The sequence below is a fragment of the Sphingomonas sp. BK036 genome (assembly GCF_004216825.1).
Taxonomy (GTDB): domain Bacteria; phylum Pseudomonadota; class Alphaproteobacteria; order Sphingomonadales; family Sphingomonadaceae; genus Sphingomonas.
The window spans coordinates 54,476-80,854 of record NZ_SGXR01000004.1 but is presented as its reverse complement, the minus strand read 5'-3'; the positions used below and the strand labels follow the sequence as shown (position 1 = coordinate 80,854).

Here is a 26,379-nt window from a genome sequence, read left to right as displayed (position 1 = left end):
GATATAATCGGGGGTTGGATGACAGATACGATCGATACGGGCATCGGCAACGCAGGCGGACACGGCTTTCTCAGCCGCGCGCGCACCGTTGCCGCCCCCGGTTTCAACCGGTGGCTGGTGCCGCCCTGCGCGCTCGCGATCCATCTGTGCATCGGCATGGCGTACGGGTTCAGCGTCTTCTGGCTGCCGCTGTCACGTGCGATCGGGATCACCGACCCCGTCGCCTGCCCCAACCTTTCGCTGCTCGGCGCGCTGACCACGACGAGCTGCGACTGGCGGGTGAGCGATCTCGTCTGGACGTACACGTTGTTCTTCGTGGTGCTCGGTGCCGCAGCGGCGATCTGGGGCGGCTGGCTCGAACGCGCGGGGCCGCGCAAGGCCGGCGTCGTCGCCGCCTTCTGCTGGTGTGGCGGCATGGGGATCGCCGCGATCGGCGTGGCGATGCACCAGTTGTGGCTGATCTGGATCGGATCGGGCGTGATCGGCGGGATCGGGCTTGGGCTCGGCTATATCTCGCCCGTCTCGACGCTGATCAAATGGTTTCCCGACCGGCGCGGCATGGCGACCGGCATGGCGATCATGGGCTTTGGCGGCGGCGCGATGATCGGCGGACCGCTCGCCGATCTGCTGATGAAGCATTTCGCCAGCGCGACCGGCGTCGGCGTCTGGCAGACGTTCCTGGTGCTCGCGGCCGTGTATTTCGTGTTCATGATGGCCGGCGCGATCGGCTACCGCGTGCCGGCCGAGGGCTGGGCCCCGGCAGGCTGGACCGCACCCACGAGTGCCAAGGCATCGATCAGCCGATTCAACGTCGCGTTGTCCGACGCGCACCGCACGCCGCAATTCTGGCTGGTGTGGCTGGTGCTGTTCTTCAACGTCTCCGCCTCGATCGGGATCATCGGCATCGCATCGCCAATGTTGCAGGAGCTGTTCGGCGGTCGCCTGATCGACGCGCCGGGCGTGTTGTTCACCGCGTTCGACGACGACCAGAAAAAGGCGGCGGCGGCGGTCGGCGCGGGCTTTGTCGGCGCGATCAGCCTGTTCAACATCGGCGGCCGGTTCTTCTGGGCGTGGCTGTCCGACCGGATCGGCCGCAAGCCGCTGTTCGCAACCATCCTCGTCGCGGGCGCGCTGCTCTATGGGCTTGCCGCACCGGCGCTTGCGGGCACGACGCTCGGGCTGTTCATCCTCGTCTTCTGCATCCTGGCATCGATGTACGGGGGCGGGTTCGCGACGGCGCCGGCCTATCTCGCCGATTTGTTCGGGACGAAATATGTCGGCGCGATCCATGGCCGGTTGCTGACCGCCTGGTCGACCGCGGGCGTGGTCGGGCCGCTGCTCGTCGCGAATATGCGCGACCGGGCGATCGCCGCGGGCGTGCCGCGCGGCGATATCTACCCGCCGATCTTCTGGGTGCTGGCGGCGATGCTGGTTGCCGGGTTCGTCGCGAACCTGTTCGTCCGGCCGGTCGCCGCGAAGTTCCACATGCCCGCGGATGATGCGCCGCGGGCGGTCGAGACGGTTGCCGGCGGCACCGTCGCGGCGGAGACCGGCACCTCGCCGATCGTGGTGTTCGCATGGCTGGCGGTCGGGCTGCCGATCCTCTGGGGGATCTACATGACGCTGTCGAAGGCGCTGATCCTGCTCAAGTAAGCCGCACCTACTGTGCTCCTCCCCCGCAAGGGGGAGGTGTCGGAGGGGGCGGACACGGAACAGCAGTTACCCTTCCCTCCCCCTCCGTCTGGCTGACGCCAGCCACCTCCCCCTGGCGGGGGAGGATCGGTTCAAGGCTTGATCAGCGACGTCGCTATTGCACATCGTTATCAATTCTGTACTTGTGTGCCGGTGACCATCCGGCCGCCTTTTTCGTTCGACGACGCCGCGGCGCGCGCATGACTCGCGGCACGATCAAGACCTGGTACCTCGTCCACAAATGGACGAGCCTTATCTGCACCGCGTTCCTGCTGATGCTGTGCGTCACCGGGCTGCCGCTGATCTTCCAGGACGAGATCGATGGCTGGCTCAACCCGCCAGCACCGATGGCGACGATGCCCACGGGCACGCCCTCGCTCCCACTCGACGCGATCCTGAAGCGGGCCGCCGCGACCGCGCCGGGCGATATCCCGCTCTATATCAGCTTCGACGACGACCGACCCATCGTCTATGTGACGACCGGCGCGACCGGCGATGTCGCCCCGGCCGCGATGCATTTCCTCGCTTTCGACGCGCGCACCGGTGCGACGATGCCGCCCTATGTGCCCGGCGTGATGGCGTTCATCCTCGAACTCCACACCGACATGCTGCTCGGCTTCTGGGCGGAAATCTTCCTGGGCGTGATGGGGCTGCTGTTCTTCGCGGCGATCGTCTCGGGCGTCGTTCTCTATGCGCCGTTCATGGCCAAGCTCGACTTCGGCACGCTGCGGCGCGGTCGCAGCAAGCGGCTCGGCTGGCTCGATCGCCACAATCTGCTCGGCATCGTCACGCTTGTTTGGGCGAGCGTCGTCGGCGTGACGGGGACGATCAACACCTTCGTCGTGCCGATCACGAGCATCTGGAAGGCGAACGGCCTCGCCGCGATCGCCGCGAGCGAGACGCGCACGCCGCTCGGCCCCAATCGCGCCTCGGTGCAGGCGGCGCTCGATGCGGTGCAGCGCAAGGCACCCGAGATGGAACCGCAGTTCATCGCCTTCCCCGGCGTCGTGTTCAGCAGCAAGCATCATTATGCGGTGTTCATGAAGGGCACGACGCCGATGACGTCGAAGCTGTTGCTGCCCGGGTTCGTCGATGCCGCGACCGGGCAACTCGACGCGGTGACGCCGATGCCGTGGTACATGCAGGCGATGCTGCTCGCGCAGCCGTTGCACTTCGGCGATTATGGCGGGCTGGTGATGAAGATCGTCTGGGCGGTTTTCGACGTGCTGACGATCGTGGTGCTCGGCAGCGGTCTGTATCTGTGGCTGCGCCGCAAGGGCGGTCCGAGCGAGCAACGAGTCCGCGAAGTCGTGATGGCGGGAGAAACAGCGTGAGCCACAAGACCAACCGCCAGATCTTCGCAGTGCCCATCCTGCTGGGCGTGTCGACCGTCGCGGGTCTCGGCGCGGGGCTGGTGGGCGACGGAGTCTGGGATGTCGGCGCAGGCCTGCTGCTCGCGTTGCCGCTGGCCGTGACCGCCCGATGCTGGGTCCTGCCCCCCGCCACGCAACCGCGCCGCGCCGAATCGCCGAGGGCCGCGCAAGTCGCGCGCCGGGCCTAAACGTACGACGACAGGGTGGGGTCCTTGCGGCCCCCGCCCTGTCGACAGTGAACGAGTAATGGAGCCGGCATGACCGGCTCCATCTGGATCAGGTCGCTGGCGCCGCCTGCGGTGCCGGCGCGGTAGCCGGTGCCGGGGCAACAGGCGCACCCGCCGGGACACCGACCGGCGCACGCGCCGCACCCGGAGTCATTGGCGGCGGCGGGGGTGCCATGCCGGCCGGGGGCGGAGGCGCACCCGGACCGCCGGGGCCGCCCGGACCACCAGGACCGGCCGGGCCGTCACGACCGGGGCCACCCGGACCGCCAGGACCGCCCGGACCACGTGGCGGGCCACCGACCGGGCCGAGCGCGGTCACCTTGCCACCGGCACCGACCAGGAACGAGGCATGGACGAAGCCATCCTCGAACCGGCCCTGGATCGTCACCGGCTGGCCGGCGGTGACCAGAGCGCCATTGTCGCCCTCGCGGCCGAGGTCGACCAGCGCGCGGCCGGTCGGGTCGGCCATCACGAACTTGTTGCCATAGATCTCGGCGACGGTGCCGCGGATCGTGACGATGCCGTCCGACTGGAGCGAGCGGATCGCCACGGGCGTGGCGGGCGCCATCGTCACGCTGGGGCGCGTGGCGGCGACGGTGACGGCACCGGCGGCACCACCGACGGCGAGCAGGCCGGCCGCGGCAAGCGCCAGGCGGTTACGGCGGAAGTTGAAGCCCTTCTTCGGGGCGATGTGGGAATGTTCGGTCACGTGCGTCTTTCCTCTCATTGGTTGACGAATCACCGTTTAGGCGCACGCTGCCGACGCCCGCTGAACCAAGCCGTTCAGATTCCGTTGGGGTCTCGGACTTAGGGGATGCGCATGCGGGTATTATTGGTCGAAGACGATGCGGCGATCGCCGACGGGCTCGCGCGGGCCCTGCGCGCGGAGCATTTCGCGGTCGACGTCGCGAGCAACGGCGAGGATGGCGGCCATCTCGGCGCCACCGAACTCTACGACGCGGCGGTGCTCGATCTGGGGCTGCCCAAGCGCGACGGGCTCTCCGTCCTGCGCGACTGGCGCGCCGCGGGCCGCGATTTGCCGGTGCTGATCCTGACCGCGCGCGACGGCTGGTCGGAGAAGGTCGAGGGGTTCAAGGCCGGCGCGGACGACTATGTGGTGAAACCCTTCCGGGTCGAGGAGGTCGTGATGCGGCTTCGCGCGCTCGTCCGTCGCGCGGCCGGCCACGCGGCGGCGCGAGTCACCTGCGGGCCGCTGGCGTTCGACGCACAGCTCGGCACGTTCGAGCTCGATGGCCTGCCGTTGAAGCTCACCGCGTTCGAATGGCGAGTCCTTTCGGCGCTGATGCTCCGCCGAGAAGTCGTGATCGAGCGCGCCGACCTGATCGAGCGCGTCTACGAAGGCGATGCGGATGTCGATTCGAACTCGATCGAGGTCATCATCGGCCGGTTGCGCCGCAAGATCGGCGCGCAGATGATCGAAACGGTGCGCGGCCGCGGCTACCGCCTGACGGCGGACGGATCGTGATCGTGCCGGCCTTTTCCATCCTCCCGCGAGCACGGCGATGAAGAGGCCCCTGCGCATCATCCCGCGGTCGCTGTTCGGCCGGATGCTCGTGATCGCCGCACTGTCGACGGGTCTGGCGCTCGTCTTCGCGGGGATCACGATCGGCAACGTGCTCGAACGGTTCGTCATGCGCGGACTCGACGAGCGCCTCGACGCGCAGGTCGCGGTGCTTGCCCGCGCGGTCCGCCCCGACGCGACGCTCGACCGGACCCGCGCGGTCGACCTGCCCGACTTCGGCGTCCCCGGATCGGACTGGTCGTGGCATGTCGACGGCCCCGCCGGTCGGGTCGATAGCGGTACGACGCCGCCGCTCCCCGCCCCGAGACCTGCCGCACCACCGCCGGCTCCCAAGCCCGGTGCCGATCGCCCCCCGCCCCCGCCCGGCCCGGGCGGCCCCGAGGACCGCCAGCTTCACGCCGGCGACACGCGGGCAAGCAGCGGCGAGCGGCTGCATTCGCGGACGATGGACGTGCCCACGCCGCGCGGTGCGGTGACGATCACCGCGATCGGCCCGCGCCGGATCGTCGAAGAGCCGCTGCGTGAGGCGATGATCCCACTGCTCGGCTCGCTCGCGCTGCTTGGTGCCGGGCTTGCACTGGCGACGCTTCTCCAGTTGCGGTTCGGGCTGCGTCCGTTGCGCGATCTGCGCACCGCGCTCGCCGCCGTGCGCGCGGGCACGCAGCGCCATGTCCCCGACGAGCAACCGGGCGAGCTGCAACCGCTTGTCACCGAACTGAACGCGCTGATCGACCAGAACGCCGCCGGGCTCGCGCACGCGCGCCAGCATGTCGCCAACCTCGCGCACGGCTTGAAGACCCCCCTCGCCACGCTGTCGCTGCGGCTCGCCGAGGCGGGCGCCGGCGATGACGTCCGCGACATGGTCGACCAGATCGACCGCCGCGTGCGCCATCATCTTGGCCGCGCGCGCGCCGATGTCACCGGCGGCGCGCGGAGCCGGACGCCGATCGCCCCCGCGGTCGACGATCTCGTCACGGTACTCCGTCGCATCCACGCTGACCGCCCGATCGCGGTCGACATCGCCATCCCCGCCGGGCTTGCGGTCGCGATCGACGCGCAGGATCTCGACGAGATGATCGGCAACCTGCTCGACAACGCCTGGCGCCATGCGCGCTCGGCGCTGGCGATCGGCGGCGCGGCGGTCGACGGCGTCGTGACGCTGGACGTCGCGGACGATGGCGAAGGTATCAACGACGACGCGATCGCGCAGGCGATGCTGCCCGGCCGACGCCTCGATGAACGCGGCGACGGCCATGGCTTCGGGCTGTCGATCACGCGCGAACTCGCCGAACTCAGCGGCGGCACGCTCGTCCTAGGGCGCTCGACGACCGGCGGACTGCTCGCACGCCTCAGCCTCCCGCTGCGCGCATGACGCAGCGATCCGTCGCGGCGTGCGTTGGCCCCGCGACAGGCATTCGGAAGGAAGTAGCATGAAGGTCGGATTCATCGGGCTCGGCCAGATGGGCAGCGCCATGGCCGCCAACCTGGTCAAGGCGGGCCACGCGGTCACCGTCTGGAACCGCTCGCCCGGCAAGGCCGATGCGCTGGTTGCGGCGGGCGCGGTTCTTGCGGACACCCCCGCCGCCGCCGCGCAGGGCGATGTCGTGATGACGATGTTGGCGGACGATCGCGCGCTCGAAGCCGTGGTCTTCGGTGAGGACGGCATCCTCGATTGCCCGGCGCTGCACGTGTCGCACAGCACGATCGGCGTCGCGCTCGCCGACCGGCTCGCAGGCGAGCGGCAGCGTTATGTCGCCGCACCGGTGTTCGGCCGCCCGCCCGCGGCGGAGGCGGGCAAGCTGTTCGTCGTCGCGGCCGGCGCGGACGACCTGATCGACCTGTGCGAACCCGTGTTCGAGGCGATCGCCCAGCGCGTCTTCCGCGTCGGCACCACGCCCTCCGCCGCCAATCTGGTCAAGCTGAGCGGCAATTTCATGATCATGGCCGCGGTCGAGGCGATGGCGGAGGCGATGACGCTGGCCGAAAAGGGCGGCGTCGACCGGGCGACCTTGCTCGAGGTGCTGACCGGCACGCTGTTCTCAGCGCCGGTCTACAAGACCTATGGCGACATGCTGGTAGCAGATGCCTTCAAGCCAGCGGGCTTTGCAGCACCGCTGGGGTTGAAGGACATGAACCTGGTCGACGCCGCGGCGGGCGCGTCACGGACGCCGATGCCGCTGCTCGGGATCGTTCGCGATCATCTGCGTACCGCGATCGCGCTGGAGGGCGAGGATGTCGACTGGGCGGGTGCAGGCCTCGCCGTCCGCCGGGCGGCTGGCCTGGACTGACGCCTTCTACCAATAGCGACTGCCGGGCACGCCCTTGAACGGCCCGGCAAGATCGCTGGTGATCCACCCCCCATAGAATCCGCCCGGCTGCGGCACGACCCGCTCGTCGTCGACGAAGCATGCATCGAACGGCGCTGCATAGAAGGCGAGATGGTCACGCAACGCGGCGAAGGCGCGCGTCGGGGCGGGATAGCTCCAGGCAATGCCGCGGAGCGTCTCGCCGTCGATCAGCAGGTCGTAATAGACCGCATCGCCCTTCCATTCGCAAAACGAGGTGTGGGTCGACCGGCGGAACAGCGTCATCACGACGGCGTCCGGCGGGATGTAATAGCTGGGCGGATGGCTGGTCTCGAGCGTCTTCACGCTCGCGCGCGTGTCGGCGATCACCTGGCCGCGATGCTCGATCCGCACGTGCTGCGCGCTCGGCACCGCGATCGCCGGCCGTGGAAAATCCCAAACGCTCGTTTGCCCCGGCCGCACGGGATCACGGCGGACTGTCATCGCGCGTTCGCCTCACGCCGACGCACCGCACGTTGCAGCTTCGGCCGGACGCGCAGAAAACCGACATAGATGCGCTCTAGCACCCGCAGCACGGTGGGTTGCCGTGCGGCAAGGCCCAGCGGGCGCAGGATAGGGATCGCCCGCCACATCGCCGCGAAGGCTGCGGCGCCCGACAGCATCTGCCCATCCTCGCAGGCGTGGAACCGCGCGAGCAGAGCGCCGCGATCGATCGGACAGGACGCGTCGCCATCGGTCGCGTCGACGAAGTCGATCGAACCGCGCCGGTCGAGACGGCGCATCAGCGCGATCTCGCGGCGGCATAACGGGCAGTCGCCGTCATGCCAGACGGTGAGCCGGCTCATCGTCGCGAATCGTTGCGCCGGCTGATCCCGGCCGCGAGCACGGTAGCGAACCCCAGCCAGCCGACGAACGGTACGCCCAGCCCTGCCGCGGGGCGATCGACCTTCGCCGCGGTCGCGACATAGGCGGCGCCGGTGACGACCATCGCGCCCGCCGCAACCGTGCTCGTCTCCAGCGCGCGCTTGCGGAAGAACAATTCGGTCCATCCGCCGACCATCGCGGTGTTGAGCAGCCACAGCCCCACCGCCGCGTTGCGACGCGGGCTGGCGGGCGCGCGCATCAGTCGATAGCCGCCGACCGCCAGCCCGGTCTCGAGCACCGGCCAGACCGCGCCGAACACGCGATCGGGGGGCGTGAAGTCGGGCTTGTCGAGCCGCTTGTACCAGCGCCGCGTGTTGGGATGCGACGGATCGGGGGCGTTGCGCCGCCCGAGCACCGCGCTCGCCCCCAAGACGCCGGCGACGATCAACGCTGCCATCGGCCGCGACAAACCGTCTCTCGCGCGCGCCTCGGTTGAACGGTCGGTTTCGGGAACGCCTGGCTGGGATCCGCGGGTCGATGGGGAGGTCGTCATGCCTTGATCCTTGTCGGGCATCGCGCCCGTAGCGCTACAGCGCTTGGACGCAGACGGACGTTCCCATGCGCTTGACGCTTGAACTTCGCGATCGTGCCGGGTACGGACACCGGACCGCGCCGGTATAGGCATGCGTCTGCGGGTGTAGCTCAATGGTAGAGCTTTTGCTTCCCAAGCAAGTGACGAGGGTTCGATTCCCTTCACCCGCTCCAATCCCAGCGCTGACAGCCACCGACGGCCTGACGATCAGCGCAGTTTGAGCGCGCGGCGGACCGCATCCCAGCTGACATATTTGAAGTTTTGCGTGGCGGGCGCATTGTCGCCGTCCTGCGCGACCAGCAACCCGCGCGGATAGGCCGGACCGAAATTGCCCAGCATCAGGTCGATGCCGTCGGTATCGCTGGTGCCGTCGATCGCGCCGCCGCCGATGCGGAAGCGGCCGGCATAGGTGACGCCGGGCAGGCGATAAAGCGTATAGGCATTGTCACCCTGGCTCGACGCGACGAGATAGCCACCGGTCCTGCCCGACGGTGCGAGCGCCAGCCCCTCCGCGTCCGCGACGAGCGTCTTGCCATCGACCCTGGCGATCGCGGTTGCGGTCGTGGCTGCGGACGGGTCGGCATCGAACCGCCAGAGGCCGACATCTTCCTCGGCGACGTATAACTGCCCCGTCCGATCGTCGACGACGCAGCCTTCGGACTGCGTGGCGAGCTTCATCGAGCGTACCGTAGTCACCTTGGGCGTCGCACCCGACAGATCGATCGCGACCTGGTCGATGCGACCGTCCTTGAGCACGATGAAACCGAACAGCGCGTGGTCGCGGGCGCGGGTCCACAGGCACATGCCATACGCCTCGCCCGCGCCGACCGGGAACCGACCGAGCGGCACGAGCTTTGCCGCGGCGGTGTCGAGCGTGAACAGCGAGACATGCGCGGTCGCGACGTCGGCGCGGTCGCTGGCGGCGGCGATCACCCGCGCGCCGGTGTCGCGCAGATCGACATTGTTGAGGCGCGCGGCGGGCGTGAAGCTCAGCCGCTTGCCCGCCAGGCTATACACATGGATGCCCGCCTTCTTGTCCGTGCCGATAACGAGGCTCTTCGACGAATCGGCGGAGTTGCGCCAGATCGCGGGATCGTCGGCGGCATCGGCGGAAGTGTCGACCGGATCGGTCTCCGCCGTGGCCGCGACCATCGGTGCCTCGGTCGCCAGCGGGGCCGAGGTCGTGGCGCACCCCGCGAGCAGCAAGGCGGCGAAGGGAAGCGCGCGCATCAGAACGTCACCCGCATGCCGCCGGTATAGCGACGCCCGAACGTCTCATGCTCGATCGTGTAGGCGGATGAGCCGACGTAGCGGCGCCCCGGGCCGTTCAGCAAATTGGCGAAATCGGCGTAAATCTCGACATTGCCGTTGATCGCATACCGCACCGACGCGTCGAGCTCATTGTCCTTGGCCCAGTAGAAATCGCCGCCATCGACGCCGCGAACGGTGTCCCCGACCTGCGCGACCGCGCCGATCGCGTCGAGCCAGGCGGACCGGTTCTGGTACGAGACTCGCGCGGAGAAGCCGTATTTCTCGTAATAGCCGATCAAATTGTAGATCGCGTCCGAGGCGCCCGGCAGCGGCACCTTGCGCGACGGAATGCCCGCCGCACCCGGCGTATCCGCGCGGCTCTTGTTGATCGTCGCATTGAGCTGAACGCCGAAGCCGCCCATCCACTCGGGCAGACCGAGATCGGCGGTGAAGGGCTCCAGCTGCTGCTGGATCGCGCCCTCGATGCCCATGATATAGCCCTTGCCGCCGTTCAGGACGGTCGAGAACTGATATTGCGAGCGATCGGTGCTGCCACTGTTGAGGATCGTGCTGCCGAAGGTCTGGACCGAATCGAACAGGACGTTGGTGACGTCCTTGTAATAGGCACCGATTGACAGGAAGCCGCGCGGCATCGTGTAATATTCGACGTAGAGATCCGCGCCCTTGGCCTTTTCGGGCTTCGCATCCGGGTTGCCGCCCGACACGGTCAGGTTAGCATCGTTATACGTCAGGTTCGGGCGGAGCTGATCGTAATCGGGGCGCGCAGCCCCGGTGTTGAATGACAGGCGCGCCTTCATCCGATCGTTGACGTCCCAGTTCAGGTGGAGGCTGGGATAGACCAGGGTCTGGCTCGACTTCGCCTCGACCGGTGTCGTCGCGTTGGTCGAAGCGTTGATCGAGAAGGCACGCGCGTCGTTGCGGATATGCTCGACTCGGGCACCGCCGATGATGCTGCCCCAGTTGGTCGTCACGGTCGCCATCGCATAGGCCGAATAGACCTTCTCGCCGACCTCGTAGAAATTCGCATCGACCGGCAGGTAGCTGGCCACGGTCTTCGCCTGGTCGACCAGCCCGAGCACCTTGTCGCGGTCGAAATACTGGAAGGTGTAGCCGAGCGGAATCTCGCCCTGGAACCCGCCGGTCTTGGCGATCGCCGCATAGCCCGTCGGGATCCCCGCCGCGGCAAACTGTGCGGGGGTGCTGATGTCGAGCAGATCCTCGTTCGCGGTCTTGGTGCGATCGTCATAGCGGACGCCGGCGGTGAACACCGTCTGCGCGCCGAACAGCGAGGCTTCGCGGCTGATGTCGAGTTTGGCGGTGTACGCCTCGGTGACGTCCTGCGCCTTGAGCGAGCGCAGACGAGTCAGCGTGCGCGGGAAGTCCTCGATCGAGGTCACCCGGTCCCCGCGCGAGAAGGTGCCGTCGGCGTTGCGGATCGTCCGGAACAGCTGGACCTTGGCGAGCTGCGGATCGGTCAGGTCGTAGCCGACGGTGAGGCGATTGGCCGCGTTCGCGCCGTTCGTCCCGAATGCCGGGCTGTCGTAATTGAGCTGTGCGGGCTGCGTGCGATCGTCGATCGAGCGCGTGAAGTTGCCGCGCCAGGCGACCTTCCACGCGCCGAGTTCGTGATCGCCGCCGATCGTGTTGGTGAACACCGACTGCTTGTACTTGCGCACCGTGAAGTTCGAGTTGAGATCGATCCCGTACACCGTGCCGAGCAGCGGCGTGTTGCCGGTGCACACATCGGCATAGCCCGTGGTTCCTGAAGCGGGGCGTGCGTTGACCGTGCAGCCGGCGGTGCCGTTCGGCGTGCGCGACTGCTGGTCGTCGAGATCGAAGATATAGTTGTTTCGCTGTTCGTCGTCCTGGAACGCCGAATAGATCGTCTCGGCGAACAGCTTGTGGCCGGGCGCCGGACGCCAGTCGAGCCGGGTCGACAGCGAGTAGTTCTTGCGGGTCAGGCGATAGAGCTTGTTCTCGGTCTCGCGCGCCCAGTTGCGCGTCTGGTAGCCGGGCCGGCGATCGCGGTCGACCGCCTCGAAATCGGTCTCGAAATTGTCGGTCACCATGCCGCGGCGATACAGGCTGGCCGACGACACGATGCCGAATTCGCCGATCCCCGTGTCGATCCGGTCGGAGATGACGAGCGAGCCTTCATATTCGGTCTTCTTGCCGAGCTCGACATGGCCGAGGCCGCCCTTGGCCTGCACCTTCATGCCCGGATAATCGAACGCGGAGCGCGTGATGATGTCGACATTGCCCGCGATCGTCTCGCCGGTCATGTCGGGGGTGACCGCCTTGCGCACGACGATCTGCGACGCGATCGCCGAGGGGATCGAATCGAAGCGCGCGTCGCGGCCCTCGGGGCTGACGACGTTGATGCCGTCGATCGACAGCGTGGTCCAGTTGATCGGCGCGCCGCGCAACGTGATGTAGCGCGCCTGACCTTGGTCGCGCTGGACGCCAACGCCGGGCAGCCGGCTGACCGCCTGCGCGACATTCTGGTCGGGCAGACGACCGATCGAATCCGAGGCGATGACCGAGACCAGCGACGGGCTGGTCCGCTGGATCTGCAGCGCGGCGGCTTCCGATTCCGCGATCGGGCGCGAGCCGGAGACGACGATCTCGTCGCCCTCCCCGGCGTCGGCGGGCGCGCCGACGGTCATCGCGACGTCGAGCGTCACGGCGGCGTCGGCGACCGTCACGGTCCGGCGCGCGTCGGGAAAGCCGACATAGCGGATGACGAGGTCATGCGTACCGGCGGGCACGCCGACCAGCGCGAACCGGCCGGTGCGATCGACCACCGTCGACAGGTCGAGCGCAGGGATCGAAACCGATGCGCCATCCAGATAATCGCCGCTGCCCGCCTGCGACACTGTGCCGGTGATCGATCCGGCAGCGCGCGGCGCAGCGGCGGGAGTCGCGGCGATCGGTCCAGCATAGGCGGTGGCGATCGTCAACGGCGTCAGCGCGCAACCGGCGAGCAGGACATGCGCGAAAACAGGGCCGCGAACGCGGCGCGACGGATTGAGTGTCATAATAGATCCCCGGGTGTCCCGGCTTTGTCCAGCCGGCTTGGGGGCGCGGTAGCCGCCGCGCGTGGCTTACGCGTTACGGGGTCATGACGGGATCATGACAGCGCCGTCACCTGGCCCAACATTAAACCACCATTAAGAATCCCGGACACGCGATTCTTATAATCGTAACGGACGTGCCACGACCGCCGCCTATCGCGCCCCTCAAGGCAAACACTGCCGAAAAAGGGAAACCCTCGATGTTGAATTCAGCAAGCCTGCGCTTGCGGCTGCTGGCCGGCGCCGCCCTGACGGTCGCGATCGCGTCGCCCGCCATCGCCGCCGCCACGCCAACCGATGCCACGCCGACCGCTGCCGCGCCGAGCGCCGCCGCGCCGACCGCGACCGATCCTGCGCCCACCGATCCGGTGACGACCGACCCCGCCGACCAGACCGGTCTCGGCGACATCGTCGTGACCGCGACCAAGCGCGAAACGAACCTGCAGAAGACGCCGATCGCGATCAACGTGCTCAGCAGCCAGGCGTTGACCGATCGTCACGTCCAGAGCCTGTACGATCTCGCCGACGGCGCCGTACCGTCGCTGCGCGTCGCGACGTTCGAAGCGCGCCAGTCCGCGCTGACCATCGGCATTCGCGGTATCGTCCCGCTCGACGCGAACCAGCCCGCGCGCGAACAGGGCGTCGGCGTCTATATAGACGGCGTCTATCTCGGTCGCCAGCACGGCCTGAACGCAGCGCTGTTCGACGTCGACCGGATCGAAGTGCTGAAGGGTCCGCAGGGCACGCTGTTCGGTCGCAACACCGAAGGCGGCGCGCTGAGCATCGTCACCAAGGGCCCGAGCGGCAAATGGGGCGGCAGCGCGACCGGCGGGATCGCCAATTACGGCGGCTATAACGGCGCGCTGCGGCTCGACCTTCCCGAAGTCTACGGCGTCGCGCTGAAGCTCGACGGTGTCATCCAGTATCAGGGTGCGACCACCAAGAACCCGCTCGTCGGCCAGACCGGCTTCAACTATTACGATCGCCGCGGTTTCAAGGCGACGGCACGCGTCCACCCGATCTCGGGCATGACCGCCGATTTCAGCTACGATAACGGCTACGACTCGAACAGCCCGTTCTACAGCCAGCTGCTGAACGTGAACCCGAACGGCTGCGTCGCCGGCGCCCAGTCCGCCGCGTCCGCGTGCAAGCTGCCCGGCACCAACTACACGACGCTCACCGGCAGCGTGAAGCCGGTCCCCAGCCAGGTCGTCGTCAACGGCACCAGCCGCATGAAGACTGCCGATATCGGCGTGCCGCAGCAGCCGAGCGTGGACAAGACGCACGGCTTCACCTCGAACATCCGCTGGAACGTCGCGCCCGAGATCGAACTCCGCTCGATCACCGCATGGCGCGGCGTGAACGCGACGCAGTATGACAATAGCGGCGGCTATCACCGCGTCCCCGTCGTCGCCGCAGGCTGCACCGGCACGGCGTGCAATTTCAGCCGCTACAGCCTTGCCGACCTCCACCAGAACCAGTTCAGCCAGGAATTCCAGGCGGTCGGCACGGTCGGCCAGTTCGACTATGTCGCCGGGCTGTATTATTTCAACGAGCACATCAGCGACGACGCGGCGACGCCGAACTCGCTGGCGTTCAATTCGACGCTGTCGACGATCTCGGTTCTCGATCCCTGCACCGGGTCTGGCGGGTTCGGTTCGCAGCCTGGGTGCCGCTCGATCGATCGCGCCTCGGAAGTGCATTCGAAGAGCTATGCAGGCTACGGCCAGGTCACCTGGAACCCGACCGACACGATCCACCTGACCGCAGGCGGCCGCTACACGCGTGACGAGAAGGAGGGCGTGCTGCATTATTCGCGTAACCTGAACTACGACACGGCCACCGCCGCGCAGCTGACCGCCGCCGGGTACAAGCCGCTCGACGCCAGCTGGAACCGGTTCAACCCGATGGCCACGCTCGCCTATGACGCCAGCGACTCGGTCCATCTCTATGCCAAATACGCGACCGGCTACCGCGCCGGCGGTGCCAGCTCGCGGACGTCCAACTACCAGACGTTCAACCCCGAGGACGTGAAGTCGTACGAAATCGGCGCCAAGACCGACTTCTGGGGTCACCGCGCGCGCCTGAACCTTGCCGGCTACATCATGGATCGCAAGAACAGCCAGGTCGACATCAGCTCGATCCAGACCACTGCGTCGGGCAGCTTCAACAACCTGGTGACGATCAATGCCCCCGGCATCACCAAGATCCGCGGGATCGAGGCCGACCTGACGGTGCAGCCGGTCACGGGCCTCACGCTGACCGCGGGCTATGCCTATACCTATACGAAGATCCCGCCGGTGCTGATCGCGTCGACCGGCGTGTACCAGAACTTCTACATCGTGTTCACGCCGCGCAACGCCGCCAACGGATCGATCGACTATACGGTGCCGGTGAGCGACATGGACCTGAAGTTCCATCTCGACGGCAACTACTCGCAGGCCACGCAGACCTTCGATCAATATGCCACCAAGAACGATGCGGCGTTCATCGCCAATGCGCGCCTGGCGCTGGCGAACATCCATGTCGCCGGCAGCAACGCGGTGACGATCTCGGCTTGGGTCCGCAACCTGTTCGACAAGCAGTATGTGTTCCGCCGCGATCCGTCGAACAGCCTGCCGGGCTCGCCGACGACGAGCACGACCTCGGGCAGCATCAGCAACGTCCTGGGCGACTACGGCAATTTCAACGCGCCGCGCACCTACGGCATGGAGGCGTCGGTCAAGTTCTGATCGCCACGCTATCGTGAGACGGGAAACCCGGACAGGCGCCACGCCTGTCCGGGTTTCCCGTCTCAGCCCCTTGGCAACGCGATCACGACGCGCAGCCCGGGGGAAGCGTCTTCGAGCACGATCGTACCGCGGTGCAGCCGGACGATCGCCTCGATCAGGGGCAGGCCAAGCCCGTGCCCGTGTTCGTGGCGGCTCGCATCGAGTCTGCCGAAGCGTCGCAGCGCCAGCGTGCGCTGATCTGCCGGGATGCCGGGCCCGGTATCGCTGACCGAGAGCGTTGCGGTCTTCCCCGTCGTCGCGACACCGATCGCGATCCGCGTGCCCCGCGGCGTGTGGCGCAGCACGTTCTCGATCAGGTTCACGAGCATCTGGCCGAGCAGATGCCGGTCGCCCGTGATCCGGGCCGGGCCAGCGCAGTGAACCAGCATCGTCCGATCGTCGTCGACGACCACCGGCTGCATCATCGTCGCGATCTCGTCGACCAGTACGGCTAGGTCGAGGGGCGCGAAGGCGGCGCGGCGATCGCCCCCCTCTACCTCCGCAATCCGCAGGATCGCCGCGAACATCTCGAGCAGGTCATCGCTCATCGCGATCGCCGCTTCGATGTCGCCGCGCTGCGCGTCGGTTTCCGCTCGACGCAGCACCAGCGATAGCTGCCCCCGCAACCGCGCGAGCGGGGTGCGCAGGTCGTGCGCGATGTCGCTGGAGACGTTGCTGATGCTCGCCATCAGGTCCGAGATCCGATCGAGCATCCGGTTGAACGCCCGCGCCTGGTGCGCGAACTCGCCGCCCGACGGATGGATCGGCACGCGGCGCGCCATGTCGCCATCGATGATCGCCTCGACCGTGCGCCGGGTCTCGCCGATCCGCCGCCCGATCGTGACGACGAAGAACAGCAGGCCGCCGACCACGATCAGGACGATCGACCCGAAGCCGAACAGATAGATCCAGGTGCGCGCGGCATTATAATCGTCGAACGGCTCGGTCTCGGCGACCGTCGTCAGCGTCATCCCGCTGCCGACGTCGCGGACCAGCGCGCGCCCCGCGGTCAGCCCGGCAATCCCCTCGTCGCGCGCGATCGTCGAGAAGCCGGAAGGCAGGCGGCGCGACAGCGCGATGTTGCCGGCAAGCGGACGGCCGCTGGCATCGACCAGCAGCAGCCCGATATCGCCGGTGTCGCGCTCGCGCATCGCGGCGTCCATGCGGCGGAACACGTCGGACTGGCGTCGCTCGCCCGGCACGCCCGCAATGGCGTCGCTGACGACGACAATTCGGCGGTCGACCAGCCGCTCGATCGTCTGCAGCGTGATGCCGTGGATCGCGAAACCGGTGCCGATCGTGGCGACGAGGAACGCGAGCAGGAACGCCAGCGTCAGCGCGCGCAGCGACCGGAACCGGATCATCCGCGCAACATATAGCCGACGCCGCGCACCGTCAGGATCGGGTCTTCACCCCCCGCCGCGGTCAGCTTGACGCGCAGATGCCGGACATACACGTCGACGATGTTGGTGGTCGGCGCGAAGTCATAGCCCCAGACCCGTTCGATCAGCATGGCGCGGGTCATCACGGTATCGGCATTGGCGACGAACTCGGCGAGCAGCTTGAATTCGAGCTTGCCGAGATCGATCGCGGTGCCGGCGCGCCAGGCCCGGAACCTGGTCGGGCTGACGACGATGTCGCCCGCGCGGATCGTGTCGCTGCTGCCCGCGGTCCAGCGCCGCCCGCGCACCATCGCCAGCAGCCGGGCGGTGAGTTCGGCGGCGGCGATCGGCTTGACGACATAATCGTCCGCGCCCGCCTCGAGCCCCTCGACCTTCTCGACCGAGCGGCCGAGCGCGGTGAGCATGATCACCGGCAGCGTCATGTTGCTGCCGCGCAACCGCGCGAGCACCGACATCCCGTCGACCTTCGGCAACATCCGATCGAGCACCACCGCGTCGAACGGCACGCTGTCGACCGCGGCCAGCGCCTCACGCCCATCCGCGGCGACCGTCACCGCGTGATCGAACCCGCGCAGTTCGTCCGCCAACCCTTGCGCGAACACCGCATCGTCCTCGACCAGCAACAGGTTCAGGCTCATCATCGTCTCGCCGAAAGGGGCCCCTGCCCTACCGCGCTTTGCCGCCAACGCAAACGGGTCCGCGCGCTACGCCGCCCTGAGTTGCACCACGAAGCGGTCGGTCGCCGCCCTCAGCTGGCGCGCGGTATCGAGCAGGCCGGTCGCGGCGCGGGCGACCATGTCCGACAGCCCCGCGGTCTCCCCGGCCACGCGCGCGACGCCAAGCATTTCGTCCGCCATCAGGTCGATCCCCGCCGCGGTCGTGTCGGCGGTGCGCTCGATCGACGCGGCAGTCTGGTGATGATGCCGGACCTCGGCCTGGATCGTGTCCGCGGCCGTCGCCAGCTGGCCGATCGTCGTGGCGATCCGGCCGATCGCATCATGCGCCAGCCCCGCGCCCTCCTCCGCCGATCCCGCCAGTGCACGGATCTCGCTCGACGCGCCCGTCGCCTGCCCCGCCAGTTGCTTGACCTCGCTCGCGACCACCTTGAAGCCGTACCCCGCCTCGCCCGCGCGCGCCGCCTCGATCGTTGCGTTCAGCGCGAGCAGGTTGGTGCGCGCCGCGATCTGCTGGATCGAATTGGCGAAACCGCCGATCGTCTGCGTCCGCTCGACCAGCGCGAGCATCGCGGCATGGCTCGACGTCGACGCGGTCCGCGCCTCGGTCCCCAGCTGGACCTGTTGCGCCGCGACGGCCGCGATTGATGTGACGGACTGGGTCAGCGCGTGGATCTGCGCGGACAGCCGGCCGGCGCTTTCGGACGACTGAGTCGCGGCGGCGGCACTCGCAACCGTCTGCCGGGTCGCGGCCTGTGCCAGTTCGTTGAGTGCGCGGGCAGAGCCATCGAGCCTGGTCGAGGCCGAGCCGACCGAATCGACGATGTCCGCGACCGAGGCCTGGAACGCCTCGGCGAGCGCCATCATCTCAGCCTCGCGGCGCTCGACCAGTTCGCGTTCGATCGCCTGCCGGTGCATGCGTTCGCTGGCCTCGCGCGCTTCGGCGGCACGTAACCCTGCGATCGCGGCCTCCATCCGGTTGCGGCTGTCGATCGCCTCGTTGGCCAACGTCTCGCTTTCGCTGCGCGCGACCTCCTGCCGGATCGTCAGCTCGCGCAGGCGGATGGTGACGTAGCTCAGCACCGCCAGTTCCAGGCCGACCGCAACCGCGTGGATCACGACCCGGCCGATATTGCCCACGCCGGTAAAGACCCAGCCAGGCTCGGCATGCTCAAGCGCCAGATGGTGGAGCGCGATCAACCCCGCGGCGAGCGCGATCGGCCGCCAGTCACACAGCACCACCAGCGCCGCCATCGCGACGAAGAAGTACATGTGCGCATCCATCTGCCACGGGTGCCCCTGCAACAGATACACCCCGAGCGCAGGGTACACCGCGGCCGGGGCGCCCGAGACGAGCCGTGCGCACGCGTCGTGCCGCCGCTGCTGCGCCATCACGCTCGGCGCGAGATTGACCAGCGTAGCGACGACGAGAACCGGGACGAGGCCGTCAGCGTCGAGCCACAGCCCCATCACCGCGAGCCATGCGGTACACGCCCAGCCCGCAACCGCGAGGATCGCGATGCCGCGCGCGCGCAGGCTTTCGAGCTCGGTCGGGTTCATGCCGCACCGTCGGACGAACCGCAGCCGACGCCCGAAGCCGCAAGCAGGACGATCCCGTGCGACATCATCACGCTCGCCAGCAACGACCGGTCGCCCCGCACCACATAGCTGTGCGGCAGAGGTCCCGCACCGATCAGCAAGGCATGCTCCGCCACCGCGATCGGCAGCAGGCTGGCGGTGGCGTCGCGTCCGACCGGTACCAGCAGATACTCGCCTCGTCGCGGCGGCCACACCGTGAGCACCGCAAAGCCGAGCACGACCGCCAGCCCTTGCGCGACGAGGCACGAGAGCGTGGCGAGATTGTAAGAACGAGACATTCGTTCGACGTACAATCAACGGGTTAGGTGCAGGTTAACAACGCACCTGCCGTTCCACATTCGCTAATTCAGCCGCTCGATCACCGACCCTATGACGGCAGCAGCAATGTGCTGCCCCAGGTGTCGCCGCTCTCGACCGCGCGGTGCGCGTCGGCCGCATCCTCGAGCGCGAAGGTCTGGCCGATCTCGGGCGTGATCGCGCCGCTGTCGAGCATTGCGAAAAGGCGCGCGATGCCGGCCTGCCTCTCGTCCGGCGTCACATAATAATCGAACAGCGTCGGCCGCGTGACGAACAGCGAGCCCTTCCGCGCGAGAACGCCGATGTTGACGCCGTCGACCACGCCGCCCGCATTCCCGTAGCTGACGATCAGACCACGCCTGGCCGCGCTGTCGAGCGAGGCGGTCCAGGTCGCACCGCCCACGCCGTCCAGCACGATGGGTACGCCCTTGCCGTCGGTGATCTCGCGGACACGCGCGGCAATATCCTCGGACTTGTGGAGGATGACGTGATCCGCACCGGCTTTCCGCGTGCGCGCCGCCTTGTCCTCGCTGCCGACGCTGGCGATGACGGTCGCGCCGATCGCCTTCAACCAGCCGACCAGGATGTGGCCGACTCCGCCCGCCGCCGCATGGACGAGCACGGTCTGGCCCGCCTGCACCTTGGCGCAGCGCTCGATCAGGAACTCGGCGGTGGTGCCCTTGAGCAGGATCGCCGCGGCGGTGCGGTCGTCGAGCGTGTCGGGCAGTTTGAACAGCTCGGTCGCGGGCACGTTGCGCTCGGTCGCATAGGCGCCGCGCGACGGGCCGAACGTGCCGACCCGGTCGCCGGGCGCGAACCCGGCGACGCCCTCGCCGACTGCCATCACCACGCCCGCCGCCTCGCTGCCGAGTCCCGAGGGCAGGTCGACCGGGTAGACACCGCTGCGGTGATAGGTGTCGATATAGTTCAGGCCGACCGCGGTGTTGCGCATCCAGACCTCGCCCTTGCCCGGCGGCGGCAGCGTGACGTCGTGCCACTGGATGACCTCCGGGCCGCCGGTCTGCTCGATGAATGCCACTCTCGCCATGCCCGACTCCTCATGAATTTCGAGGGCAACCTACCCGACGCGTTTCGGGTTGCAACCGATCTCCGGCGAGCCCATTCCTTGGCAAGACAAGATGCGGAGAGGCACGATGAAAAGCTATTTAAAGCAGTATATCGATGGCGCGTGGGTCGATAGCGAGGGCGGCACCGTCTATCAGGTGATCGACCCGTCGACCGAGCAGGCGTGCACCGAAATCACGCTGGGCACCGCTGCCGACGTCGACAACGCGGTCGCTGCGGCGCGCGTGGCGTTCGAGAGCTGGAGCCGGACGAGCGTGCAGGAACGGCTCGATGTGCTCGGCCGGATCATGACCGAATACAAGGCGCGGATGCCCGATCTGGCGAAGGCGATGTCGCAGGAGATGGGCGCACCGATGGCGCTCGCGTCGATGGCGCAGGCACCTACGGGACTCGCGCATTTCTCCGCGACCGCCAAGGCGCTGGCGGCGTTCGAATTCTCCGAAACGATCGGCAAGGCGACCGTCGTGCACGAGCCGCTTGGCGTCGTCGCGATGATCACGCCGTGGAACTGGCCGCTCAACCAGATTTGCGCGAAGGTCGCGCCGGCGCTGGCCTCTGGCGACACGATGATCCTGAAGCCGTCCGAGGAGGCGCCGTCGTGCGCGGTGATCCTGGCGGAGATCATGGACGCGGCGGGGGTGCCGGCAGGGGTGTTCAACCTCGTCAACGGGGACGGCCCGGGGGTCGGTGCAGCACTGTGCGCACACCGCGACGTCGACATGGTGAGCTTCACCGGTTCGACGCGCGCCGGCATCGCGGTCGCGCTGGCGGCGGCACCGACGGTCAAGCGCGTGCATCAGGAGCTTGGCGGCAAGGCGGCGAACCTCGTCCTCGAGGGGGCCGATCTGGCGGCGGTGCTACCGCCGACGGTGGCCGGCGTGCTCGCCAATTCGGGACAGAGCTGCATCGCGCCGACCCGCCTGCTCGTCCATGCGAGCCAGGTCGCCGAGGCGACCGCGATCGTGAAGTCGATGATGGAGCAGACCAAGGTCGGCGATCCTGCCGAAATGGGCCAGCATATCGGCCCGGTCGTCAACAAGGCGCAGTTCGACAAGATCCAGGGCCTGATCCAGTCCGCGATCGACGAAGGCGCAACGCTGGTGACGGGCGGCGTCGGTCGCCCGGACGGGCGCAATGCGGGCTATTACATCCAGCCGACGCTGTTCACCGACGTGCGCCCCGACATGCGGATCGCGCAGGAAGAGACGTTCGGCCCGGTCGCGACGATCACCGCCTATGCCGATCAGGACGAAGGGATCCGGATCGCCAACGCGACCGAATACGGGCTGTCGGCGACGATCTCGGGCGACCCGGCCGCGGCGGCGAAGGTTGCAGGCCGGTTGCGCGCGGGGCTGGTCACGATCAATTCGTGGAGCCCCGACATCGGCGCCCCGTTCGGCGGGTACAAGCAGTCGGGCAACGGCCGCGAGAACGGCCGCTATGGGCTGACCGACTTCATGGAAGTGAAGACGATCACCGGCTTGCCGGGCGACGTGCGCGAGGGCAAGCCTGCTGAAGCGGGGGCCTGAGTGGGGCCCCCTCTCCCATCTTGGGAGAGGGGCGAGCCTGCAAAGCAGGCGCGGGGTGCGCGTGCGTTAGTCACTTCCACCCCGTCATCCTGACGAAAGTCAGGATCTAGAGCCACTAAGGCTGACTTTCCTGGCACTGGATCCTGACTTTCGTCAGGATGACGGACTAATCGAGGTTCGGACGCAACCAGCGCTCGGCGGTCTTGAGGTCCGCGCCGCGCCGCGCCGCGTAGTCCTCGAGCTGGTCGCGACCGACACGTGCGACGCCGAAATACTCGGCCTGCGGGTGGCCGAAATAGAAGCCCGACACCGCCGCGGTCGGGAACATCGCAAAGCTCTCGGTCAGTTCGAGCCCGGTCGCGGTCTCGGCGTCGAGCAGGTCGAACAGGATCGGCTTGAGACTGTGATCGGGGCATGCGGGATAGCCCGGCGCTGGGCGGATGCCGCGATATTGCTCCTTGATCATCGCCTCGTTGGTGAGCTGTTCGTCCGGCGCATAGCCCCACAGTTCTGTGCGGACATGCTTGTGGAGCCGCTCTGCAAACGCCTCGGCGAAGCGGTCGGCGAGCGCTTTCAGCAGGATGTCGTTATAGTCGTCATGCCCCGCCTTGAAGCGCGCGATGTGCTCGTCGATCCCATGGATACCGACCGCGAACCCGCCGAACCAGTCGTCCTGCGTGTCGACGAAATCGGCCAGACACATGTTCGCGCGGCCTTCGCGCTTGGCAATCTGCTGGCGGAGCATGGGGAGGCGCACGCCCTCCCCTTCGAGCACGACGACATCATCCCCCTCGCGCCGCACCGGCCAGAGTCCGGCGACACCGCGCGGCGTCAGCCACTTCTCCGCGACGATCGTGTCGAGCATCGCCTGCGCATCCGCATAGAGCGAACTCGCGCTCTCGCCGACGACCTCGTCGGTCAGGATCGCGGGGAAGTTCCCGGCCAGCTCCCACGCGCGGAAGAACGGCGTCCAGTCGATATAGTCGCGCAGGTCCGACAGGTCCCAGTCCGCGAACACGTGCACGCCGGGCTTCACCGGCGCGGCAGGCTTCATCGCGAAGTCCGCCACGAACGCACGCTCGCGCGCCGTCGCCAGCGGAAGAAGCTCGCTCTGCCCCTTGTTCGCGCGCGACAGACGCACCGCTTCATATTCGTCCGCGGTCTTCGTCACGAACTCGTCACGGATCGTGTCCGACACCAGCGTCGAGGCAACGCCGACCGCGCGACTCGCATCGAGGACGTGCACCACCGGACCGTCATAGGCCGGCGCAATCCTGAGCGCGGTGTGGACCTTCGACGTGGTCGCGCCACCGATCAGCAGCGGCATCGTCATCCCCGCACGCTTCATCTCCTCGGCGACCGTGACCATCTCGTCCAGCGACGGCGTGATCAGCCCCGACAACCCGATCATGTCCGCGTCGTTCTCGTTCGCCGCCTCGAGGATCTTCGACCACGGCACCATCACGCCCAGATCGACCACGTCGAACCCGTTGCACTGGAGCACCACGCCAACGATGTTCTTGCCGATATCGTGCACGTCGCCCTTGACGGTCGCCATGATGATCTTGCCCTTGCCGCGCGCGCCGGGCTCTTTGGCCGCCTTGATATACGGCAGCAGATGCGCGACCGCCTTCTTCATCACGCGTGCCGATTTCACGACCTGCGGCAGGAACATCTTGCCGCTGCCGAACAGGTCGCCGACGACGTTCATGCCGTCCATCAGCGGACCCTCGATCACCTCGATCGGGCGACCGCCATTGCCATCGATGATCTGGCGCGCTTCCTCGGTATCCTCGACGACATGGAGGTCGATGCCCTTGACCAGCGCATATTCGAGCCGCTTGTTGACGTCGAGCGAGCGCCATTCGGCCGCCGCCTTCTCCGCAACCACATCGGTGCCGCGATAGCGTTCGGCGAGCTGGACGAGCCGCTCACCCGCTTCGGGATCCTTGTTGAGCACGACGTCCTCGACCGCCTGTCGCAGTTCGGGATCGATATCGTCATAGATATCGAGCTGGCCCGCGTTGACGATCGCCATGTCCATGCCCGCGGGGATCGCATAATATAGGAACACGCTGTGCATCGCTCGGCGCACGGGCTCATTGCCGCGGAACGAGAAGCTGAAGTTCGATAGGCCGCCCGAAATATGGACGTGCGGGCAGCGCGCCTTGATCTCGCGGCATGCCTCGATGAAGTCGACGCCGTAATTGTCGTGCTCCTCGATCCCCGTCGCGACCGCGAAGACGTTGGGATCGAAGATGATATCCTCGGGCGGAAAGCCGATGCCGACGAGCAGCTTGTAGGCCCGCTCGCAAATCTCGACCTTCCGGTCCTTGGTGTCAGCCTGCCCGACCTCGTCGAACGCCATCACGACCACCGCGGCGCCGTACGCCATGCACTTCCTGGCCTGGGCAAGGAACTGCTCCTCGCCCTCCTTCATGCTGATCGAATTGACGATCGGCTTGCCCGAGACGCACTTCAGCCCCGCCTCGATCACGCTCCATTTCGAGCTGTCGACCATGAACGGGATGCGCGCGATATCGGGCTCCGCGGCGATCAGCTTGAGGAACGTCGTCATCGCGTGGTGCGCGTCGAGCAGCCCCTCGTCCATGTTGACGTCGAGCACCTGCGCGCCGCTCTCGACCTGCTGACGCGCGACCTCGACGGCGGCGGGATAATCGCCCGCCATGATCAGCTTCTTGAACCGCGCCGAGCCGGTGACGTTGGTGCGCTCGCCGATGTTGACGAAGGACGTGGAGGAGGAAGTGGTCATGATCTGCTTTCCTCCCCTCCCGCTTGCGGGAGGGGTCGGGGGAGGGACGTGCCGCAAGCGAGGTGGTCGGGTTGGGCCAGCCCCTCCCCTAACCCCTCCCGCAAGCAGAAGGGGAACTAGGCCGCCATCGTGAACGGTTCGAGTCCGGCGAGCTTGGTCCGAACCTCCGGGCTCGCAACCGCGCGCGGTTCAAGCCCGCGCACGCCCTCCGCCATCGCCTTGATATGCGCCGGCGTCGAGCCGCAGCAGCCGCCGAGCACGTTGACCTGCTTGGCCACCGCCCACTCGCCGACCAGCCCCGCGGTCGTCGCCGGCATCTCGTCATATTCGCCGAGTTCGTTGGGCAGCCCGGCATTCGGATAGATCATGATCAGCGTGTCGGCGATCCCCGACAGCGTCTTCACATGAGGTCGCAGCTGCTCAGCGCCGAACGAGCAGTTCAGCCCGATCGTCACCGGCCGAGCATGCCGCACCGCGTGCCAGAACGCCTCGACCGTATGTCCCGACAGATTGCGCCCCGACAGATCGGTCAGCGTCATCGACAGCATAATCGGCACGTCGCGCCCCAGATCGTCGCCCGCCTCGATCGCGGCCATGATCCCGGCCTTGGCGTTCAGCGTATCGAACACCGTCTCGATCAGGATGAAGTCGACGCCGACCCCCTCGCCGCCTTCGAGCAGCGCGTCGATCTGTTCGCGGTAGACGCCCTTCAGATAATCGAAGTCGATCTCGCGAAAGCCCGGATCGTTGACATCGGGCGACAGCGACAGTGTCTTGTTGGTAGGCCCGATCGCACCCGCAACGAACCGCGGACGGCCGTCCTTCGCTTCATACTCGTTGGCGAGCGCCCGCGCGATCCGGGCGGACTCGACGTTGATCTCGCGTACCAGATGCTCGGCGCCGTAATCCGCCTGGCTGATGATGTTCGCGCTGAACGTGTTGGTCGACACGATGTCCGACCCGGCCTCCAGATATTCGCGCGTGATCGTCTCGGGCACTTCCGGCTTGGTGATCGCCAGGATGTCGTTGTTGCCCTTCTGGTCGTGGCTCAGGCCGAGGTCGCCCGCATAGGCCGCCTCGTCGAGCTTCCAGTTCTGGATCTCGGTCCCGAACGCGCCGTCGGTGATCAGGATGCGCTTGGCGGCTTCCGCGTTGAAACGTTCACGTGGTGTCATCGTCAATCCTTCGATCCTCCCCGGTACGGGGAGGGGGACCGCTCGCAGAGCGGTGGAGGGGGCTCTCCTCGTTCGGCCCGCTGGTGGAGAGCCCCCTCCACCAGCTGCGCTGGTCCCCCTCCCCGTACC

Annotated in this window: 21 protein-coding genes and 1 tRNA gene; 9 read left to right on the top strand and 13 right to left on the bottom strand. The window is 67.6% G+C overall.

All coding sequences use genetic code 11. The annotated features are described in order from the left end of the window. Positions 1 to 18: 18 nt before the first annotated feature. The 3 genes from EV283_RS07445 to EV283_RS07435 all read left to right on the top strand — a co-directional run bounded on the left by EV283_RS07445 (position 19) and on the right by EV283_RS07435 (position 3,253). Positions 19 to 1,653, top strand: coding sequence for an OFA family MFS transporter (locus EV283_RS07445; protein WP_130324140.1), 1,635 nt, complete (start codon positions 19 to 21; stop codon positions 1,651 to 1,653). A 239-nt stretch (positions 1,654 to 1,892) separates the two neighbouring features. Beyond that, entirely contained in the window at positions 1,893 to 3,026 is a 1,134-nt protein-coding gene (locus tag EV283_RS07440; protein ID WP_130324138.1) for a PepSY-associated TM helix domain-containing protein, read from the top strand. Then, positions 3,023 to 3,253, top strand: coding sequence for a hypothetical protein (locus EV283_RS07435; RefSeq protein ID WP_130324136.1), 231 nt, complete (start codon positions 3,023 to 3,025; stop codon positions 3,251 to 3,253). The genes EV283_RS07440 and EV283_RS07435 overlap by 4 nt, the downstream gene beginning before the upstream one ends. Positions 3,254 to 3,341: 88 nt before the next feature. On the opposite strand, the gene EV283_RS07430 is transcribed toward EV283_RS07435, so the two are convergent. Beyond that, positions 3,342 to 4,001, bottom strand: a complete 660-nt coding sequence (locus EV283_RS07430; protein WP_130324134.1) for a hypothetical protein — start codon at positions 3,999 to 4,001, stop codon at positions 3,342 to 3,344. Positions 4,002 to 4,112: 111 nt separating this feature from the next. Between EV283_RS07430 and EV283_RS07425 the strand changes: the two genes are divergently transcribed. The 3 genes from EV283_RS07425 to EV283_RS07415 are packed head-to-tail and all read left to right on the top strand — an operon-like array spanning position 4,113 to position 7,123. Beyond that, positions 4,113 to 4,778, top strand: coding sequence for a response regulator transcription factor (locus tag EV283_RS07425; RefSeq protein WP_056420590.1), 666 nt, complete (start codon positions 4,113 to 4,115; stop codon positions 4,776 to 4,778). Between the two features lie 37 nt (positions 4,779 to 4,815). Beyond that, positions 4,816 to 6,207: a HAMP domain-containing sensor histidine kinase gene (locus tag EV283_RS07420; protein WP_242615847.1), complete on the top strand. Its 1,392-nt coding sequence runs from the start codon at positions 4,816 to 4,818 to the stop codon at positions 6,205 to 6,207. A 19-nt stretch (positions 6,208 to 6,226) separates the two neighbouring features. Next, on the top strand, positions 6,227 to 7,123 hold the full coding sequence (locus tag EV283_RS07415) for an NAD(P)-dependent oxidoreductase (RefSeq protein ID WP_347400208.1): 897 nt from the start codon (positions 6,227 to 6,229) through the stop codon (positions 7,121 to 7,123). A 6-nt stretch (positions 7,124 to 7,129) separates the two neighbouring features. Here the strand turns inward: EV283_RS07415 and EV283_RS07410 are convergent, their stop codons facing one another. From EV283_RS07410 to EV283_RS07400, 3 genes are read right to left on the bottom strand one after another with little or no spacing between them, the layout of a single operon-like run. Next, entirely contained in the window at positions 7,130 to 7,624 is a 495-nt protein-coding gene (locus EV283_RS07410; protein WP_130324130.1) for a DUF427 domain-containing protein, read from the bottom strand. Continuing rightward, positions 7,621 to 7,986, bottom strand: coding sequence for a DUF393 domain-containing protein (locus EV283_RS07405; RefSeq protein WP_130324128.1), 366 nt, complete (start codon positions 7,984 to 7,986; stop codon positions 7,621 to 7,623). Before EV283_RS07405 ends, EV283_RS07410 begins: the two co-directional genes overlap by 4 nt. After that, positions 7,983 to 8,462: a TspO/MBR family protein gene (locus EV283_RS07400; RefSeq protein WP_130324126.1), complete on the bottom strand. Its 480-nt coding sequence runs from the start codon at positions 8,460 to 8,462 to the stop codon at positions 7,983 to 7,985. Before EV283_RS07400 ends, EV283_RS07405 begins: the two co-directional genes overlap by 4 nt. 234 nt (positions 8,463 to 8,696) lie before the next feature. Between EV283_RS07400 and EV283_RS07395 the strand changes: the two genes are divergently transcribed. Next, positions 8,697 to 8,770: transfer RNA gene (locus EV283_RS07395), tRNA-Gly, on the top strand. Positions 8,771 to 8,804: 34 nt separating this feature from the next. Here EV283_RS07395 and EV283_RS07390 read toward each other — a convergent pair. Together EV283_RS07390 and EV283_RS07385 are read right to left on the bottom strand one after the other, a co-directional pair. Further along, positions 8,805 to 9,827, bottom strand: a complete 1,023-nt coding sequence (locus EV283_RS07390; protein WP_165391718.1) for a phytase — start codon at positions 9,825 to 9,827, stop codon at positions 8,805 to 8,807. Continuing rightward, positions 9,827 to 12,907, bottom strand: a complete 3,081-nt coding sequence (locus tag EV283_RS07385) for a TonB-dependent receptor (protein ID WP_130324124.1) — start codon at positions 12,905 to 12,907, stop codon at positions 9,827 to 9,829. Before EV283_RS07385 ends, EV283_RS07390 begins: the two co-directional genes overlap by 1 nt. A 236-nt stretch (positions 12,908 to 13,143) precedes the next feature. Between EV283_RS07385 and EV283_RS07380 the strand changes: the two genes are divergently transcribed. Then, positions 13,144 to 15,675: a TonB-dependent receptor gene (locus tag EV283_RS07380; RefSeq protein ID WP_130324122.1), complete on the top strand. Its 2,532-nt coding sequence runs from the start codon at positions 13,144 to 13,146 to the stop codon at positions 15,673 to 15,675. Positions 15,676 to 15,737: 62 nt separating this feature from the next. Here EV283_RS07380 and EV283_RS07375 read toward each other — a convergent pair whose 3' ends face one another. The 5 genes from EV283_RS07375 to EV283_RS07355 all read right to left on the bottom strand — a co-directional run bounded on the left by EV283_RS07375 (position 15,738) and on the right by EV283_RS07355 (position 20,735). After that, positions 15,738 to 17,078 carry an ATP-binding protein gene (locus EV283_RS07375; protein ID WP_130324120.1) on the bottom strand — a complete coding sequence of 447 codons (1,341 nt, stop codon included), beginning with the start codon at positions 17,076 to 17,078 and terminating at the stop codon, positions 15,738 to 15,740. Then, a complete protein-coding gene (locus tag EV283_RS07370) occupies positions 17,075 to 17,755 on the bottom strand; it encodes a response regulator transcription factor (RefSeq protein WP_207223083.1) in 681 nt (226 codons plus the stop codon). The genes EV283_RS07375 and EV283_RS07370 overlap by 4 nt, the downstream gene beginning before the upstream one ends. Before the next feature lie 66 nt (positions 17,756 to 17,821). Then, entirely contained in the window at positions 17,822 to 19,351 is a 1,530-nt protein-coding gene (locus tag EV283_RS07365; RefSeq protein ID WP_130324118.1) for a methyl-accepting chemotaxis protein, read from the bottom strand. After that, on the bottom strand, positions 19,348 to 19,668 hold the full coding sequence (locus EV283_RS07360) for a hypothetical protein (RefSeq protein ID WP_130324116.1): 321 nt from the start codon (positions 19,666 to 19,668) through the stop codon (positions 19,348 to 19,350). The genes EV283_RS07365 and EV283_RS07360 overlap by 4 nt, the downstream gene beginning before the upstream one ends. Before the next feature lie 89 nt (positions 19,669 to 19,757). Continuing rightward, positions 19,758 to 20,735 (bottom strand): quinone oxidoreductase, encoded by a 978-nt coding sequence (locus EV283_RS07355; RefSeq protein ID WP_130324114.1) that lies wholly within the window; start codon positions 20,733 to 20,735, stop codon positions 19,758 to 19,760. 106 nt (positions 20,736 to 20,841) lie between these two features. Between EV283_RS07355 and EV283_RS07350 the strand changes: the two genes are divergently transcribed. Then, the gene (locus tag EV283_RS07350) at positions 20,842 to 22,302 is read left to right on the top strand and encodes an aldehyde dehydrogenase family protein (protein ID WP_130324112.1); all 1,461 of its coding nucleotides are present in this window, start codon (positions 20,842 to 20,844) and stop codon (positions 22,300 to 22,302) included. Positions 22,303 to 22,468: 166 nt separating this feature from the next. Here the strand turns inward: EV283_RS07350 and metH are convergent, their stop codons facing one another. Further along, complete coding sequence (gene metH / locus EV283_RS07345) at positions 22,469 to 25,075, bottom strand: methionine synthase (protein WP_242615846.1); 2,607 nt, start codon at positions 25,073 to 25,075, stop codon at positions 22,469 to 22,471. 116 nt (positions 25,076 to 25,191) lie between these two features. Continuing rightward, positions 25,192 to 26,250 (bottom strand): homocysteine S-methyltransferase family protein, encoded by a 1,059-nt coding sequence (locus tag EV283_RS07340; protein ID WP_130324110.1) that lies wholly within the window; start codon positions 26,248 to 26,250, stop codon positions 25,192 to 25,194. Between the last annotated feature and the right edge of the window lie 129 nt (positions 26,251 to 26,379).

What these genes read in the sequence shown, in the direction of transcription:
- EV283_RS07355 (WP_130324114.1), bottom strand. Translation starts at nt 20,735, where the DNA reads ATGGCGAGAGTGGCATTCATCGAGCAGACCGGCGGCCCGGAGGTCATC.
- EV283_RS07385 (WP_130324124.1), bottom strand. Translation starts at nt 12,907, where the DNA reads ATGACACTCAATCCGTCGCGCCGCGTTCGCGGCCCTGTTTTCGCGCAT.
- EV283_RS07340 (WP_130324110.1), bottom strand. Translation starts at nt 26,250, where the DNA reads ATGACACCACGTGAACGTTTCAACGCGGAAGCCGCCAAGCGCATCCTG.
- EV283_RS07405 (WP_130324128.1), bottom strand. Translation starts at nt 7,986, where the DNA reads ATGAGCCGGCTCACCGTCTGGCATGACGGCGACTGCCCGTTATGCCGC.
- EV283_RS07360 (WP_130324116.1), bottom strand. Translation starts at nt 19,668, where the DNA reads ATGTCTCGTTCTTACAATCTCGCCACGCTCTCGTGCCTCGTCGCGCAA.
- EV283_RS07350 (WP_130324112.1), top strand. Translation starts at nt 20,842, where the DNA reads ATGAAAAGCTATTTAAAGCAGTATATCGATGGCGCGTGGGTCGATAGC.
- EV283_RS07380 (WP_130324122.1), top strand. Translation starts at nt 13,144, where the DNA reads ATGTTGAATTCAGCAAGCCTGCGCTTGCGGCTGCTGGCCGGCGCCGCC.
- EV283_RS07365 (WP_130324118.1), bottom strand. Translation starts at nt 19,351, where the DNA reads ATGAACCCGACCGAGCTCGAAAGCCTGCGCGCGCGCGGCATCGCGATC.
- EV283_RS07445 (WP_130324140.1), top strand. Translation starts at nt 19, where the DNA reads ATGACAGATACGATCGATACGGGCATCGGCAACGCAGGCGGACACGGC.
- EV283_RS07390 (WP_165391718.1), bottom strand. Translation starts at nt 9,827, where the DNA reads ATGCGCGCGCTTCCCTTCGCCGCCTTGCTGCTCGCGGGGTGCGCCACG.
- EV283_RS07410 (WP_130324130.1), bottom strand. Translation starts at nt 7,624, where the DNA reads ATGACAGTCCGCCGTGATCCCGTGCGGCCGGGGCAAACGAGCGTTTGG.
- EV283_RS07375 (WP_130324120.1), bottom strand. Translation starts at nt 17,078, where the DNA reads ATGATCCGGTTCCGGTCGCTGCGCGCGCTGACGCTGGCGTTCCTGCTC.
- EV283_RS07425 (WP_056420590.1), top strand. Translation starts at nt 4,113, where the DNA reads ATGCGGGTATTATTGGTCGAAGACGATGCGGCGATCGCCGACGGGCTC.
- EV283_RS07400 (WP_130324126.1), bottom strand. Translation starts at nt 8,462, where the DNA reads ATGGCAGCGTTGATCGTCGCCGGCGTCTTGGGGGCGAGCGCGGTGCTC.
- metH (WP_242615846.1), bottom strand. Translation starts at nt 25,075, where the DNA reads ATGACCACTTCCTCCTCCACGTCCTTCGTCAACATCGGCGAGCGCACC.
- EV283_RS07440 (WP_130324138.1), top strand. Translation starts at nt 1,893, where the DNA reads ATGACTCGCGGCACGATCAAGACCTGGTACCTCGTCCACAAATGGACG.
- EV283_RS07370 (WP_207223083.1), bottom strand. Translation starts at nt 17,755, where the DNA reads ATGAGCCTGAACCTGTTGCTGGTCGAGGACGATGCGGTGTTCGCGCAA.
- EV283_RS07420 (WP_242615847.1), top strand. Translation starts at nt 4,816, where the DNA reads ATGAAGAGGCCCCTGCGCATCATCCCGCGGTCGCTGTTCGGCCGGATG.